General features: G+C 68.2%; 12 protein-coding genes. 3 read left to right on the top strand and 9 right to left on the bottom strand.

The features are described 5' to 3' along the window. Positions 1-205: 205 nt before the first annotated feature. Positions 206-1,705, bottom strand: coding sequence for an NYN domain-containing protein (locus WT97_RS26190; protein WP_060354661.1), 1,500 nt, complete (start codon positions 1,703-1,705; stop codon positions 206-208). A 251-nt stretch (positions 1,706-1,956) separates the two neighbouring features. On the opposite strand from WT97_RS26190, the gene WT97_RS26185 reads away from it, so the two are divergent. Next, on the top strand, positions 1,957-2,586 hold the full coding sequence (locus WT97_RS26185) for an SDR family oxidoreductase (protein WP_034206834.1): 630 nt from the start codon (positions 1,957-1,959) through the stop codon (positions 2,584-2,586). A gap of 85 nt (positions 2,587-2,671) precedes the next feature. Here the strand turns inward: WT97_RS26185 and WT97_RS26180 are convergent, their stop codons facing one another. Then, a complete protein-coding gene (locus WT97_RS26180; protein WP_059791418.1) occupies positions 2,672-3,220 on the bottom strand; it encodes a peroxiredoxin in 549 nt (182 codons plus the stop codon). A gap of 278 nt (positions 3,221-3,498) precedes the next feature. On the opposite strand from WT97_RS26180, the gene cdpA reads away from it, so the two are divergent. Then, positions 3,499-5,241: a bifunctional diguanylate cyclase/phosphodiesterase gene (cdpA, locus tag WT97_RS26175; protein WP_218919463.1), complete on the top strand. Its 1,743-nt coding sequence runs from the start codon at positions 3,499-3,501 to the stop codon at positions 5,239-5,241. A 27-nt stretch (positions 5,242-5,268) separates the two neighbouring features. Further along, complete coding sequence (locus WT97_RS26170) at positions 5,269-6,798, top strand: HDOD domain-containing protein (RefSeq protein WP_060354660.1); 1,530 nt, start codon at positions 5,269-5,271, stop codon at positions 6,796-6,798. Positions 6,799-6,885: 87 nt separating this feature from the next. Here the strand turns inward: WT97_RS26170 and WT97_RS26165 are convergent, their stop codons facing one another. The 7 genes from WT97_RS26165 to WT97_RS26135 all read right to left on the bottom strand — a co-directional run bounded on the left by WT97_RS26165 (position 6,886) and on the right by WT97_RS26135 (position 15,255). Then, a complete protein-coding gene (locus WT97_RS26165) occupies positions 6,886-7,680 on the bottom strand; it encodes an ABC transporter substrate-binding protein (protein ID WP_006490898.1) in 795 nt (264 codons plus the stop codon). Between the two features lie 354 nt (positions 7,681-8,034). Further along, positions 8,035-9,078: a succinylglutamate desuccinylase gene (gene astE / locus WT97_RS26160; protein ID WP_179949812.1), complete on the bottom strand. Its 1,044-nt coding sequence runs from the start codon at positions 9,076-9,078 to the stop codon at positions 8,035-8,037. Positions 9,079-9,085: 7 nt separating this feature from the next. Continuing rightward, positions 9,086-10,426, bottom strand: a complete 1,341-nt coding sequence (astB, locus tag WT97_RS26155) for an N-succinylarginine dihydrolase (protein WP_059501819.1) — start codon at positions 10,424-10,426, stop codon at positions 9,086-9,088. Positions 10,427-10,440: 14 nt separating this feature from the next. Then, positions 10,441-11,904 (bottom strand): succinylglutamate-semialdehyde dehydrogenase, encoded by a 1,464-nt coding sequence (gene astD / locus WT97_RS26150; RefSeq protein WP_059501818.1) that lies wholly within the window; start codon positions 11,902-11,904, stop codon positions 10,441-10,443. A gap of 7 nt (positions 11,905-11,911) precedes the next feature. Continuing rightward, positions 11,912-12,943, bottom strand: a complete 1,032-nt coding sequence (gene astA / locus WT97_RS26145) for an arginine N-succinyltransferase (RefSeq protein WP_059791429.1) — start codon at positions 12,941-12,943, stop codon at positions 11,912-11,914. Then, entirely contained in the window at positions 12,940-13,992 is a 1,053-nt protein-coding gene (aruF, locus tag WT97_RS26140) for an arginine/ornithine succinyltransferase subunit alpha (RefSeq protein ID WP_060354658.1), read from the bottom strand. The genes astA and aruF overlap by 4 nt, the downstream gene beginning before the upstream one ends. A 30-nt stretch (positions 13,993-14,022) precedes the next feature. Next, on the bottom strand, positions 14,023-15,255 hold the full coding sequence (locus WT97_RS26135) for an aspartate aminotransferase family protein (RefSeq protein ID WP_059501812.1): 1,233 nt from the start codon (positions 15,253-15,255) through the stop codon (positions 14,023-14,025). Positions 15,256-15,674 lie beyond the last annotated feature (419 nt).

Here is a 15,674-nt window from a genome sequence, read left to right as displayed (position 1 = left end):
CTCTGGCAGCAATGCTAACCCGCGCTTGATTCCTCACGGCAGGCCAGCCTTTGCCCCGCGGGAGTCATACTGACTAGCGTGGCAGGCCGGCGTGGCGCCGGCCCGGACGGCGCGGCGCGGGTGTCGCCCGGTTGCGGACGAAACCCGGCCGATCGCGCGACTGCCGCCTGCCGCCGTTACCCCGCCGTTACCCCGCCGTTACCCATTACTCGGCGGCAGCCGTCATCTTGCGCGGCCGACGCGCACGCGGCGCCGCCTTGCGGGCCGGCTTCTTCGGCTTGGCGGCGGCCGGTGCTTCGGCAGTCCCTTCGGGCGGCGCTTCGGCCGGCGCCACGTCGTGCGACGGTTGCGCGGCCTCGTCCCGGGCGCCGGAAGCGCGAGACGCCGGCTCGGCAGGCACCGCCACCGCGTGCCCCTCGTCATGCGCTGCGTCGCGATGCGATTCGTCCGCATGCTGGCCGTGCGCCTGCGCATCGCCACCCTGCGTCGCGTCGCCCTGCGCGGCGGCGTCCGGCTTGCCGGCCACGTGGCGACCGGCGCCCTTCGCGGCCGCGCCCTTCTTCGCGCCGGTCTTCTTTGCCGCGCTCTTGCGCGCACGCTTGCGGCCATCCTTCGCGTCACCCTGAGCGTCGGCCACCTCGGCCACCTCGGCCACGTCGGACGTGTCGCGCGTTTCGGCCGGCGCCGCGTCGGCGACCTCGGCAAGCGCCGCGTCTTCCGTGTCGACCTGCACGCTTTCGTGAACGACCGCTTCCGCCCGCTTCTCGCGCCGGCGCGCCCCGCGACCGGCCGGCGCCGGCTCCGCCGCGCGCGTGCCGCGCTGGGCGCCGTGGTACGCCGCGCCGCCCTCACCGCCTGCCGCGACGGGCTCGGCTGCAGCCGACTGGCGAGCCCGCGACACGAACGCACCCGATTTGTCGTCGCGCCCCACTTCGAGCAGGCCGCGCGCCTGCGCCTCGTCGAGCAGATTGCCGAACGCGCGGAATCCGTAGTACGACTCGTTGAAGTCCGGCTTGCGGCGCTTGATCGCGCTCTTGAGCACCGACGCCCAGATCTTGCCGACGTCGTCGCGCTCCGACGCGAGCGCGTCGAACGTCTCGACCGCCAGCGCGATCGCCTCGGCCTTGCGCGCGTCCATGTCGTGCTTGCGCGACGGCTCGTCGGGTCGCTTCGCGCCGCCGTTGCTCGCGCGCTGCTGCTGTTCGCGCTTCGCGAGCGCACGCTGCTGCTCACGCACCAGATCGTCGTAGAAGATGAATTCGTCGCAGTTCGCGACCAGCAGATCCGACGTCGATTTCTTCACGCCGACGCCGATCACCTTCTTCGCGTTCTCGCGCAGCTTCGACACGAGCGGCGAAAAATCCGAATCGCCGCTGATGATCACGAACGTATCGACGTGCGACTTCGTGTAGCAGAGATCGAGCGCGTCCACGACGAGCCGGATGTCGGCCGAATTCTTGCCCGACTGGCGCACGTGCGGAATCTCGATCAGCTCGAAGCTGGCTTCGTGCATCGACGCCTTGAAACCCTTGTAGCGATCCCAGTCGCAATAGGCTTTCTTCACGACGATGCTGCCTTTCAGCAGCAGCCGCTCCAGCACGGGCTTGATGTCGAATTTCTCGTACTTCGCGTCGCGCACGCCGAGCGCGACGTTCTCGAAGTCGCAGAATACGGCCATGCTCACGTTGTCCAGGGGTAATGCCATGTGTACTCCAACCGGTGGGCCGACGCGTTATTCACACGTAGCGGCGAAAAATGCATCGCGCACATGATAGCCGGTCGGCGCGTCATTCCCGCATCCGTGTGAACGAATGAACGCCGCCACCCGGGCCGGTACGCCCGCGCCGGTATGCCCCTTATTACGCGCCCGCCATCGGGCCGATTCGACATTACACTTGAGTTATCGGTCGTCCGTCCCTATCTGGGTGGATGACGCATCGAGCAAGGAGCGGTTTCATGACGACGAAGGTACTGCTGATTGGCGCGACCGGCCGGACGGGCCGGGCCTGCGCGGATCTGCTGCTCGAGCAGCCGGAGTTCGAGCTCACGGCGCTCGTGCGCCGGCACGGCTATGCGCTGCCGGGCGCGCGGGTCGTCGAGGCCGATCTGACGAACGATTTCTCGCACGCGTTCCAGGGCATCACGCACGTGATCTACGCGGCAGGCTCGGCCGAATCGGAGGGCGCGACCGAAGAGGAACAAGTCGACCGCGACGCGGTCGCCCGCGCGGCCGAGTACGCACTCGCCTACAACGCGCAGAAGCTCGTGGTGGTCAGCTCGCTGTCCGCATACCGGCCCGAGCAGGGGCCGGACGCGCTGCACCACTATTCGCAGATGAAGCGCGAAGGCGACGATCGCGTGATCGCGTCGGGCGTCGATTACGTGATCCTGCGCCCGGGCCCGCTCACGGACGACCCGGGCGTCGGCAAGATCGCGCTGACCGACACGTGGCTCGAGCCCGCGCCGCCCGTCTCGCGCCAGGACGTGGCATGGGCCGCGATCGAGGCGATCAAGCTCGGCATCTCGCGCAAGGTCGTCGGCTTCGTCGGCGGCAGCGTGCCGATCGAACAGGCCTTGCGCGCGTAACGGCCCGTTGCGCGCCGCCGGCAGGCGGCGCATGCCCGTGCTCGCGGCCCGCACGACGGGCCGTTTTCACGCGCGGGGCAGCCGCTTACTGCTTCGGATGCGCGTCGGCCCACGCCTTCACGGCGGCGAGCGTGTTCTCGACGTGCTTGTCGGGCGACAGGCTCGTGTATTCGTAGAGAATCTTCCCTTCCGGCGAAATCACATAGGACACGCGGTTCGCGCGGTCGAGCGCCGGCAGCTTCGCGTCGTATTCGCGGATGATCTTCGCATCCGGATCGGCCGCCACCGGGAACTTGCTCCGGCACTCGCTCACCGAGAACTTCGTCAGCGTGTCGATGTTGTCGGCCGATACGCCGATCACCGTCGCGCCGTAAGCCTTGTAACGGTCGACCGCGTCCGCGAACGCATGCGCCTCGATCGTGCAGCCCTTCGTGAACGCCGCCGGATAGAAATACAGCACGACCGGCCCCTGCTTCAGCGCGTCCGCGAGCGAGTACGTGTAAGTCTTGCCACCCAGCGACGCCTGCGTCGTGAAATCGGGCGCCGCGGCGCCCGGCTTCAGTTCCGCCTGCGCCAGCAGCGCATGGCCGGCCACCAGCGCCGCCACGGCGCCCAGCAACAGTTTTCGCTTCATCTGCGTCCTCATTTCTTATAAAGTCAGCCCGATGTAGGCCACGTGGGCGTTCGCCTGCCGAACACCCGTGTCGATGATCCGGATCCGCGGCAGCGCCGCCCGCGGCCGGCCCGTTAAAGATTCCGCACAGTCTGCCGTTATTCCTTCCGGACAACCGGTTCCAGCCCTTCACGTCAGCGAGAAACATGGAAGCCAACAGGAAACAGACGTCACGCAAGGGCTCCTGGCGCAGCGCCTTGCATACGCTGCGCCGCTTCGCCCGGTCGGGCGGCGCGCTGATGCCCGCGCGCGCCGTCGCGCCGCGCCGCGACGATTCCGTGCGCAACTGGCTGGAACAGACGGTCGGCACGGTGGATTTCCTCGCCCATGTGGACCGCGAACTGCGCTTTCTGTATGTGTCCGACGCCAGCCTGCGCTTCATCGGCTACCACCGCGACTACCTGCATACGCTGACGCTGCGCGACCTGATCGCCGAACAGGATACCCCGGCGCTCGAAGGGCTGCTCGCCCGCGCCGCACGTTCCGGCCAGGTCGAGAAGGCGACGATGTGCATCGTCAAGTCGCTCACCTACCCGCTGGACGTCGAGGTCCGCGCGTTCAAGAGCCGCCACCACGGCGTCGACGGCTTCGCGATCGCGGCCTTCGACGTGTCGTCGTGGCGCGCGCTCGAGGCACGCCTGACGTACGAAATGCACCACGATCCGATGACGGGGCTCGACAATCTGTCCGCGCTCGTGCCGGCGCTGATGCGCGCGCAGCAGACCGCCGACGAGGACGGCACCTGCGCGGCGCTGCTGCTGCTCGACCTCGACGACTACCAGCGGATCAACCGCGCGCTCGGCTACGACGCGGGCGACATGCTGCTGCGCGAGACCGCGCAGCGGCTGCAGGCGCTCGTCACGCCGAACGAGCGGCTCGCACGCGTCGCGAGCGACAAGTTCGCGGTCGTGCTGAGCGCACCGGACCGCACGCAGGCGAGCCAGACCGCCGATGCGCTCGCGCGCCGGCTGCAGGCCGCGGTGCGCGAGCCCTACGTGTACCAGGGGCAAACCGTGCACCTGTCCGCGAGCATCGGCATCGCGCTCTACCCCGACGAACGTGCCGCGCCGCATCGGGCGCAGCACCACAGCCCGCTGCTGCGCCGCGCCGACCACGCGCTCGCGCAGGCAAAGGCATCGGGCGGCAACGCGCTCGCGTTCCATGCACCCGTCGACGACCCGGCCGACGCCGAACGGCTCAAGCTCGAAGCCGACCTGTACGACGGCGTGCGCAACGGCGAGTTTTCGCTGCATTTCCAGCCGATCACGCGCAGCCAGTCGGGCGCGGTGGTCGGCGTCGAGGCGCTGATCCGCTGGCGCCATCCGGTGCACGGCCTCGTGCCGCCGGCCACCTTCATCCCGCTCGCCGAATCGATCGGCCTGATCAACTACCTCGGCAACTGGGTGCTCAAGGCCGCGTGCATGCAGCTCGTCGCGTGGGACGGCCAGGGGCTCGCGCTGCAATACGTGGCGGTCAACGTGTCGCCGCAGCAGTTCCGCGACCCGCGCTTCACGCAAAGCGTGCGCGAGGCGATCGCGCTGACCGGCATCGACCCGCGCCGTATCGTGCTCGAAATCACCGAGAGCCTGCTGATGCACGATCCCGCGCACGCGAAAATGCTGCTCGAGGAACTGACCGGCCTCGGCATCCGCTTCGCGATCGACGATTTCGGCACCGGCTATTCGAGCCTCGCCTATCTGCAGCGCTTCCCGCTCGCGAAGCTGAAGATCGACCGCAGTTTCGTCGAGAACCTGCTGACGTCGCGCAACGACCGCGCGATCGTGTCGGCGGTGGTCGGCCTCGCGCAAACACTGGATCTCGAGCTCGTCGCCGAAGGCGTCGAGACCGAGGCGCAGCGCGAGCTGCTGACGGAGATGGGCTGCAATCACATCCAGGGCTGGCTCGTCTGCCAGGCGCTGCCGTCCGAGGAGCTCGCGCGGCGCTTCGAGGCGCAGCAGCTGCACCTGCACGCCGCCGCCTGACGCGCGCGGCGAACCGAACAGATCCGTATGTCAATCACCGAACACCTGCCCCGCACCGCGCTGCTCGACAAGCTGTGGGCCCGGATGAACGAGCGGGGCGATTTCCCGCTGCTGTCGGAATCGCTGCGCGCGACGATGGCCGCGATGAAGAACGACGACCTCGACTTCACCGCGCTCGTGCGCGTCGTGCTGTCGGACTTCGCGCTCACGCAGAAAGTGCTGCGCCTCGCGAACTCCGCGATGTACATGGCGTTCGGCGGCAACATCACCACCGTGACCCGCGCGCTGATGGTGCTCGGCATGGACGCCGTCGGCCATCTCGTCGTCGGGCTCAAGCTCGTCGACCATTTCCATCAGAGCACGCCGCGTCGCATCGACGCGAAGCTGGAGCTGAACCGCGCGCTGCTGTCCGGCTGCGTCGCGCGCAAGCTCACCGAGCGCGTCGAACTGCGCGCGGGCGAGGAAGCCGTCGTCTGCACGCTGATGCGCCAGGTCGGCAAGCTGCTGGTGGTCTGCTATCTCGACAGCGAATGGGACCGCATCCGCCGCCGCGCGGCCGAGCTGAACGGCGACGAATCGGCCGCCTGCGCCGACGTGCTCGGCGTCGGCTTCGACGAGATCGGCCTCGAGGCGGCCGCGCGGTGGCGGCTGCCCGACGTGATCCGCGCGGGGATGGCCAACGACGACGGCCACGCGACCTGTGCCGACGCATTCGACGATGACGGCGTGGGCGGCTGCTGCCCGACGGTCGCCGCCGACGACGGCCCGGCCGATCGCGGCCCGGCCGACCGTATCCACTGGCTGCGCGCGGTGAGCCGCTGCTCGACCGACGTCGCAAGTGCGCTCGCGCTGCCGGCCGGCCCGCAGCGCGACGCGCGCGTCGCGGCGCTCGCGCAGCACTGCAGCCCGGCACTCGGCATGGAACCCGCAGCGCTCGTCGAGATCGCCGAGCGCCTCGCGCGCGAGGAAGCGAGCGACACCGTGATGCGCGAGATCGTCGAGCTGCGCGCGAACGCCGATGCGATCGCGCGCGCGCAGGCCGAGCCCGAGGCATGCCTCGAAGCCGGCCTCGCGGACCTGCGCGCGCTGCCGTCCGAGCACGTGCTGACGCCGGTGCTCGCGCTCGCGTCGGAAAGCCTGCTGGCCGGCCTCGCCTTCACGCGCACCGTGATGTTCGTGCGTCACGACGACGGCACGTTCGCCGCGCGTCTGGGCTTCGGCCCCGGCGTCGATACGGCGCTCGACCGGCTGCGCTTCGACGAGCGCTTCGAGCCGGACGTGTTTCATCTCGCGATCTCGAACTCGGTCGGGATCTTCATCGAGCAGGCGCGGGAGCCGAAGATGATGAAGCGCCTGCCCGCGTGGTATCTCGACGTGTTCGACGACACGCGCGCGTTCGTGCTGCTGCCCGTGCGCGTCGGCGCAACGAGCGTCGCGCTGCTGTACGGCGACTGGGCCGGCGGGCAGCCCGCGCGCAAGATCTCGCAGCAGGAGATGGCCGTGCTCAACGAACTCGCGCGCGAGCTCGGGCGGTTCTTTCCCGCGCCGCCCGGCTGACGCTCGGCCCCGCCGTTTGCGCTCCACCAAAGCAAACCGGCCGCATCGGCGGCCGGTTTTTTACCATCGTGCGATCGAACGAAACGCTTACTTGAGCGTGACGGGTACGCTGAAGTACTTCTTCGCGAGGTTGTCGATCGTGCCGTCGGCCTTCAATTCCTTCAGCGCCTGATCGAGCGCGGTCTTCAGCGCCGCGTCGTTCTTGCGCAGGCCGAAGCCGACGCCCGAGCCGAGAATCTCGGTGTCGCTGACCGTGCCGCCCGCGAACGCGAAGCCCTGGCCTTGCGGCTTCGTCAGGAAGCCCTTCGAGCCGGCTTCCGAATCCTGGAAGGTCGCATCGAGACGGCCCGACTTCAGGTCGGCATACGCCAGATCCTGCGTCTGGTACGGCACGACTTCAACGCCGGCCGGCGCCCACTTCTTCTTCGCGTACGCTTCCTGGATCGTGCCCTGCAGCACGCCGACGCGCTTGCCCTTCAGCGATTGCGGGGTCGGCAGGAGGCCGCTGCCCTGCTTCGCGATCAGCTGGTTCGGAATCGTGTAGATCGGGTCGGTGAACGCGATCGCGTGCTTGCGCTGGTCGGTGATCGTCATGTCCGAATTGATCGCGTCGAACTTGCGCGCCTGCAGCGCCGGGATCAGGCCGTCGAAGTCGTTCTCGACCCACACGCACTTCGTCTTCAGCTTCGCGCACACCGCGTTGCCGATATCGATGTCGAAGCCGGTCAGCTTGCCGTCGGGCGTCTTGTATTCGAACGGTGCGTACGAGGCCTCGACGCCGAACCGGATCTCCTTCAGATCCGCGGCAAACGCGCTGCCTGCCGCCACCGCCGATGCCGCCACCACCGCATGCGCGGCCACTTTACGCCAATCCAACTTCATCAGGTGTTCTCCTCGATACTCGAATGTTCCGGAACGACGGGCGCATGCATCATCGCAGGGTCGGATGACCCCGGCAATGTCGACGCCGCGTCGTGATGCGGCGCAACAGCCGCAAGGCCGCGATTGTACCAATCCGCGCGGCCCCATATGGCAAAGCGGCCGCCGATACGCGATGCTGCGCTGCGTGCGCGGCGGCCGCCACGCGACCTGTCGAACTTGCAAGACGGTGTCGCAAATATGCAAGCGCGGCCCGCTCACCAGGTGCGCGGCGTACGGGCGTCGTCGCAAAAAATGAATGGACCGCAGAACGATGCGCGGGCCGCGAGCGCCGCGGTCCGCCCGATGGCGCATCGATCAGACGAGCGCGGCCAGCGTGTCGCGCGTCGTATCGACGACGAGCAGGCCCGCGCGCAACCCCGGCTTCACGGTCGGGTTCGGGAACACGATGCGTTCCTCGTCGTGCTGCACCGTATAGCGATAGTCGCCGTCCTGCGCGAGCACGGTGCCGCGCGGGAACGCGGTGAAATTCGCGACGTCGGCCGCGACGAACAGCTCGAGCGCGTCGCTCTGCTTCGTGATCTGATCGATCACAGTGAAAACGCGCGGCAGCGACGGATGGCCGCCCCCGGCATCGCCATCCGTCGGCCCCCCCGACACGAGCTTGCGCACCGCGCGATCGGCCGGCGCGAAGCGCGTCAGGTCGTTCTGGCCGAACGGCCGCACCTTGCCGAGTTCCAGCGTGCACGCAAGCGCGCCGCAATGCTCGGCCGTGAAATGCGAATACGTATTGCCTTTCGCCGTATGTAGCAGCACGGCCGCGATGCGGGCGTCGCCGAGCCATTCGACCATTGCGCGCGTCGGCGGCGTGCCCGTGTATGGCAGCAGCGCGAATTGCTCGAACACCGAGGCGCGAATCGCCGTGTGCATGTCGATGTGCCAGCGTGCGCCGGCCGCCGGCGCCGCCGCGAAGAATGCGGACGCCGCCGCTTCGAGTTGCGCGGCGCGCGGCGCTTCGCGGCTCGCGGGCGCCTGTGCGTGACGACCGCTGAACAGCCGGTTCAGATCGTCGTCGAAATAGCGTTCGCCCGCGCGCATCGCCGGCACGTTGCCGAGCACGACGAGCAGCCGGCACGCGAGCGGCAGCGCGCCCGACGCCAGATCGCGCACCAGCATCGACAGCAACTCGATCGGTGCGGTCTCGTCGCCGTGCACGCCGGCCGACACGAGCACGCTCGCGCGCGCCGCGGCGTCGGCCGCTGCCGGTTCGAACGCGAGCAGCCCGTCGCCGAGCCATTGCCAGCGCACCGCGCCGCCCGCGCAGGCGCCGTCCTTGACGGCCGGCGCATCACCGGCCAGCGTGAACGCGAGAAAATCGTCTAGCAGCGCGACGGCCGGCATCCGTGCCTCAGCGCTGGAAGTCATACAGCGAGCCGACGCGCAGGATCTGCGTGAGCTCGTCGAGCGCCGTGCGCGACTCGTCGAGCAGCGCCGGATCCGCGAGGTCTTCCGGTGCGAGGCGATCGCGATAGTGCTTGTCGATCCACGCGTCGAGCGACGCGAACAGCGTATCGTTGATCCACACGTTCGACGTGACGGCCGCGCGCTCTGCCTCGGTCAGCACGACGCGCAGGCGCAGGCACGCGGGGCCGCCGCCGTTCTTCATGCTTTCGCGCAGGTCGAACACGAGCACGTCGCGAATCGGGCCGTTGCCGGCCGCGAGCTGGTCGAGATAGGCGGCGACCCTCGCGTTCTCGCGGCATTCCTGCGGCACGACGAGCACCTGCGAACCATCCGCGCGCGACAGCAGCTGGCTGTTGAACAGATACGACGTCACCGCGTCGTTGACGCTCACGGCCGCGTCCGGCACCTCGATTACGTTCAGGCGCGCACCGCGTGCGTCGAGCGCGGCGGTCAACGTGTCGTAGATTGCCTGCTTGTTGACGAACGCGCGCTCGTGCGTGAACAGCGTATCGCGGTTGCCGACCGAGATCACGTCGTTGTGGAACACGCCCGCATCGATCACGTCCGGATCCTGCTGCGCGTAGACCGTCGCTTCCTCGGCGAGCCCGTGACGATGCGCAACCGCGCGGCTCGCCTCGAAGGTCTGGCGTGCCGGGAAGCGCTTCGGCTCGGGGCCGCGGCGGTATTCGGCACGGCCGTACACGAAGAACTCGATACCCGGCTTGCCGTATTCGGCGCAGAAGCGCGTGTGGTTCGCCGCGCCTTCGTCGCCGAGCGCCGGCGTGCCCGTCAGCGCTTCATGCACCGCGAAGTGCGCGGGGTCCGCGAACAGCGTCGACAGCGTGCGGCGCGTCGCTTCGTGTTCGATCGCTCGATGCAGCTTGCTGCACAGGTTCGCCGGCGTGAAGTGCACGCGGCCGTCGCTCGTATCCGCCGACGGGCTGACGGTGGCCGCGTTCGCGGTCCACATCGCCGACGCCGAACTCGCCGCGGCGAGCAGCTCGGGCGCCTGTTTCGCGGCCTTCGCGATCACGTCGGCGTCCTTGCCCGAGAAGCCGAGCTCGCGCAGCAGGCGCAGCGACGGCCGCTCCTGCGGCGGCAGCACGCCTTGTGCGAAGCCGAGATCCGCGAGCTGCTTCATCTTGCGCAGCCCTTGCTTCGCGGCGGCCTTCGGGTTCGCGGCCGACTTCTCGTTGTTCAGCGACGCCACGTTGCCGAACGACAGCCCGGCGTAGTTGTGGGTCGGGCCGACGAGCCCGTCGAAATTGGCTTCTTGTGCGTTCATCGTCGTTCCCTCGATCAGAAATGCAGGCCCGGCGACAGGCTCGCGGGCAAAGTCAGTTGCGTGCTTTCCACCGACGCCATCGGATACGCGCAATAGTCGGCCGCATAGTACGCGCTCGGGCGATGGTTGCCCGAGCGGCCCGTGCCGCCGAACGGCGCGGCGGACGACGCACCGTTGGTCGGCCGGTTCCAGTTGACGATCCCGGCGCGGATCGTGCGGCGGAAGTGCTCCCACACCTTCGCGTCGTCGGCCAAGAGGCCCGCGGATAAGCCGAATGCCGTGTCGTTCGCACGCTCGATCGCGTCGTCGAACGTCGCATAGCGGACGATCTGCGCGAGCGGGCCGAAGTGTTCTTCGTCGGGCAGGTTCGCGACGCCCGTCACGTCGACGATCGCCGCGTTCACGAAGCCGAGGCGCGGATCGCGCTGCGTCATCGCGACGATCGGCTTCGCGCCCTGCTCGATCAGGCGCGACTGCGCGTCGACCAGCTTCGCGGCCGCGCGCGCCGAGATCACCGCGCCCATGAACGGCTGCGGATCGGCGTCGAACACGTCGGCGGTGATCTTCGACGTGACGTCGGCGAAGCGCGCGAGGAAGCGGTCGCCGAACGCGCCCTGCGGCACGAAGATGCGGCGCGCGCACGTGCAGCGCTGGCCGGCCGACAGGAACGCCGACTGGATCGTGTGATGCACCGCCGCGTCGATGTCCTCGACTTCGCCGATCACGAGCGGGTTGTTGCCGCCCATCTCGAGCGCGAGCACGATTTCCGGACGGCCGCCGAACTGCTTGTGCAGCAGCGTGCCGGTATCCGAGCTGCCGGTGAAGAACAGCCCGTCGATCTGCCGATGGTTCGCGAGCGCGATGCCGGTGTCCTTCTCGCCCTGCACGAGGTTCAGCACGCCGGCGGGCAGCCCGGCTTCCTTCCATACCTCGACCGTTGCGCGCGCAACGCCTGGCGCGAGTTCGGACGGCTTGAACACGACCGTGTTGCCGGCGATCAGCGCCGGCACGATATGACCGTTCGGCAAGTGGCCGGGGAAGTTGTACGGGCCGAACACCGCGACGACGCCGTGCGGCCGGTGACGCAGCACCGCGACGCCGTCGGCCATGTCCTGGCGCTTCTCGCCGGTGCGTTCCTGGTAGGCCTGGATCGAGATGCCGACCTTCGCGGCCATCGCCGCGACTTCGGTGCGTGCTTCCCACAGCGGCTTGCCCGTTTCGCGGCCGATCGCGGTCGCGATCGCTTCCTTTCGTTCGGCAAGCAAGGCGGCGAAGCGCTTGACGATCTCGCAGCGTGCTTCGAAGTCGAGCGCCGACCAGCCGGCGAATGCGCGGCGCGCGCTCGCGACCGCACGGTCGACGTCGGCGGCCGACGCGCTTGCGCCCTGCCATGCGATCTCGTCGGTACCGGGGTTGCGCGAAGCGAAGACGGGGCCCGAGCCTGCGACCCAGGCGCCGTCGATGAAGAGTTCCGTCATGATTCGTTTATCCCTGTTTGACTTTGAGCGGCAGCACGCGCACCGGATCGCCGGCCTTCACGTCGAGCGCGGCGGCATCGTCGGCCGACAGCACGAACGAGCCGTTCGCGACCACGCCCGGCGCGACGCCGACGCGGAAATCCCCGAGCGACGTGTTCGACACGAGCGACTTCGGCGCGTCGTCACGTGCATCGGGCACGCCGATCGCGACCGGCACGACGACGCTCTCGCGCACCGTGCGCAGGTCGTTGACGTGGCATTCGAGCACGGGGCCCGCATCGAAGATGTCGACGTGGTTCTGGTAACGCAGCCCTTCCGCCTCGAGCATCTTGCGGGCCGGCAGCGTGTCGCGGTGCGTGAGGCCGACCGCGTCCTGCGCGTCCTGCGGCAGCAGGTCGACGTACACCGGGTAGCGCGGCATCAGTTCCGCGAGGAACGACTTGCGGCCGTGCGAGCTGAGGTAATCGGCCGCGTTGAAATCGATCTGGTAGAAGTGCGAACCGACCGCGCGCCAGAACGGCGACGTGCCGTCCTCGTCGAAGTGGCCGCGCAGTTCCGCGCAGATGCGTTCCGGAAAGCGGTCGCGGAACTGCGCGATGAACATGAAGCGCGAGCGCGACAGCAGGCCGCCGACGCCGCCCGTGCGATAGCGCGGGCTCAGGAACAGCGAGCAGACTTCCGCGTAGCCCGTCAGGTCGTGCGAGATGTTCAGCGCGGACATCCGCGTCCACACGCCGAGCTCCTGGCTCGCGTGCACGACCGTGCTCACGCGATAGTTGTAGAACGGTTGCTCGAGGCCGACCTGCGTTTCGATTCCGCACACGCCTGCGATGTCGCCCGTCTTCGAGTCTTCCATCACGAAGAAGTAGCCGGCTTCACCCGGTGCGGCCCGGCCTTCGAGCGTGCGGCGCGAGCGCTCGATGCGCGCGGCGAGCGCATCGCGGTCGGGCTTGAACGTGGTCAGGCCCGGCCCGGTTTCCTGCGCGAGCGACACGAGCGCGTCGACGTCGCCCGTTTGTACGACCCGAACGACGATCATGCTGCGTCTCCCGTCAAATCTTCATCGCTGCGGCGATGCAGCGGCACGCAGCGCACCACATCGCCTTCCTTCACATCGAGCGCCGCGCGCACGTCGCCGGCCAGCGGCGCATCGTGCGCGTCGCCCGGCAGGTCGGCCAGCACGCAGCGGAACGATTCGCCGCTGCCCGTCGACACCATGTACGCGACGTCGCCCTGCTGATGCGCGGTCTCGCGCACGACGCGTTCCGAGCCGTGCTTCACGCACGCGGTGCGGTCGACCTGCGCGGTCAGCACCGGGCCGGCGTCGAAGATGTCGACGAAGCGGTCGGGCTCGAAACCTTCCTCGAGATGGATGTCGTACGCGAGCAACGCCGTTTCGTTCGGCTCGCCGAGCACGCGCTGCGCGGCTTCCGGCAGCAGCGGCACGTAGAGCGGATAGGCCGGCATCACTTCCGCGATGAACGTGCGGCTGCGGCCGCCCGATGCGATGTCGACGTCGGTGAAGTCGCGGCCGAAGAACTTGCGGCCCACCGCTTCCCAGAACGGCGACGCGCCCGTGGCGTCGCTCACGCCGAGCAGCAGCGTGAAGACTTCCGGCGTGAAGCGGCGACGGTTAGCGGCGATGTACATCATCCGGGCGCGCGAGATCAGATGCGCGGCCGCGTCGCCGCGCAGCGACGGATCGACGTAAAAGCCCGCGAGCCGGCTCTTGCCGGTCAGCTCGTGCGACATCGTGAGCGCGTGGATCTTGCGGTTCACGTGCAGCTCGCGCGACGCGTGGATCAGTGCGTCGTTGCGGAACGCGTAGAACGGTTCCGAGTAGCCGGCCGCGGCCACGATGCTCGCCGTGCCGAGCAGCTTGCCGGTCGACGAATCCTCGAGCACGAAGAGATAGAACTCCTCGCCGGCGAAGTCGACGTCCGCGCGAAACGAATCCTCGGAGAGCGCCACACGCGCTTCGAGCGCCGCGCGGTCGTGCGGCAGCGAGTGCAGGACCGGCTGCGCGGTGCGCGCCATGTGCGCGAGCGCATCGAGATCCGTGAGTTTGCCGGGGCGAACAAATAGCATCGTCGTTCCTGTCTGCGATGGGCGCGCCGATCAGCGCGCGGTGGCTTCCTGTGCGGCGAGCACTTGTTCGACTGCCTTCTCGAAGCGCTTCATGCCTTCGTCGAGCAGGTCGAACGGGATCACCAGCGACGGGACGAAGCGCAGCACGTTCGGCCCGGCGATCAGCATGATCAGGCCGTTCTCGGCGGCGGCGGTGACGAAGTCCTTCGCGCGGCCGTCGAATGCGGCGGTGAGTTCCGCGCCGACCAGCAGGCCCTTGCCGCGGACGTCCTTGAAGATGCCGAAACGCGCGTTGATGCGTTCGAGCGCGCCCTTCAGGCGCACGCTGCGTTCGCGCACGCCTTCGAGCAGGGCCGGATCGCCGATCAGTTCGACGACCTTGTCCGCGATCGCCGACGCGAGCGGGTTGCCGCCGTACGTCGTGCCGTGCACGCCGACCTTGAAGTGCGCGGCCAGTTCGTTCGTCGTCAGCATCGCGCCGATCGGGAAGCCGTTGCCGAGCGCTTTCGCGGTCGTGAGGATGTCCGGCGTGACGCCCGTGTCCATGTAAGCGTAGAACTGGCCCGTACGGCCCACGCCCGTTTGCACTTCGTCGAAGATCAGCAGTGCATCGTTGGCGTCGCATGCTTCGCGCAGCGCCTTCAGGAACGCCGGATCGGCCGGGATCACGCCGCCCTCGCCCTGCACCGGCTCGACGATCACGGCACAGGTTTTCGGGCCGATCGCGGCCTTCGCGGCTTCGATGTCGTTGAACGGCAGGTGCTTGATGCCTTCCGGCACGGGGCCGAAGCCTTCCGAGTATTTCGGTTGGCCGCCGACGCTGACCGTGAAGAACGTGCGGCCATGGAACGACTGGACGAACGACACGATTTCGAATTTGTCGGCGCCGTGGCGATCGAAGGCGACGCGGCGCGCGAGCTTCAGCGCGGCTTCGTTCGCTTCCGCGCCCGAGTTCGCGAAGAATGCGCGATCGGCGAAGGTCAGCGATTCGAGGCGCTTCGCGAGGCGCAGCACGGGCTCGTTCGTGTAGCCGTTGCCGATGTGCCAGAGCTTGCGGCTTTGCTCGTCCAGGACTTTCAGCAGTTCCGGGTGGCCGTGGCCCAGCGACGTCACCGCGATGCCGCACGCGAAATCGATGTATTCACGGCCGGCCGTGTCCCACACGCGGGAGCCCTCTGCGCGATCCGGCACGAACGGGGCGGGAGAAAATACCGGCACCATCACTTCGTCGAATGTCTGGCGGGTCACGGTCGAGGTCGTCATGGTCGTTCCTTTCGGTTTCGTAAGAGGGTTCAACAGGATCAAGTTTAGGTAAGGGTGACGCAAGCGTCTTGCGGAATTGCGACGGGTTCTATCGGAAGGTTTTGGTTTTTTGCCCTCTCGGGATGGGGCAGCTGCCGCTTGGCGGTATTTTGGGGCTTTTGCTGGTTGGCGGTTGCTTGCGGTTTTCGTGAAATGCCCGTGATCGTGTCGGTCCATTAGCGTCGCCCCTGCGCGGGGCGGCGGTCACTTTTCTTTGTCTTGCCAAAGAAAAGTAACCAAAAGAAAGGCGCTCGAAATCGCATGACCTCCCGGTGCCATGGCCATCAGAGTGGCCACCATCTAAGTGTCCGCGCCAGTCAGGACAACGGAGTGGTTCGAGCAATGGTTCTGACACCGCTCGCTACCCCACGGAGCGGTAT

This window comes from Burkholderia sp. MSMB1459WGS, from assembly GCF_001534535.1.
Lineage (GTDB): Bacteria > Pseudomonadota > Gammaproteobacteria > Burkholderiales > Burkholderiaceae > Burkholderia.
This window is presented reverse-complemented; position numbering and strand designations above follow the sequence as displayed.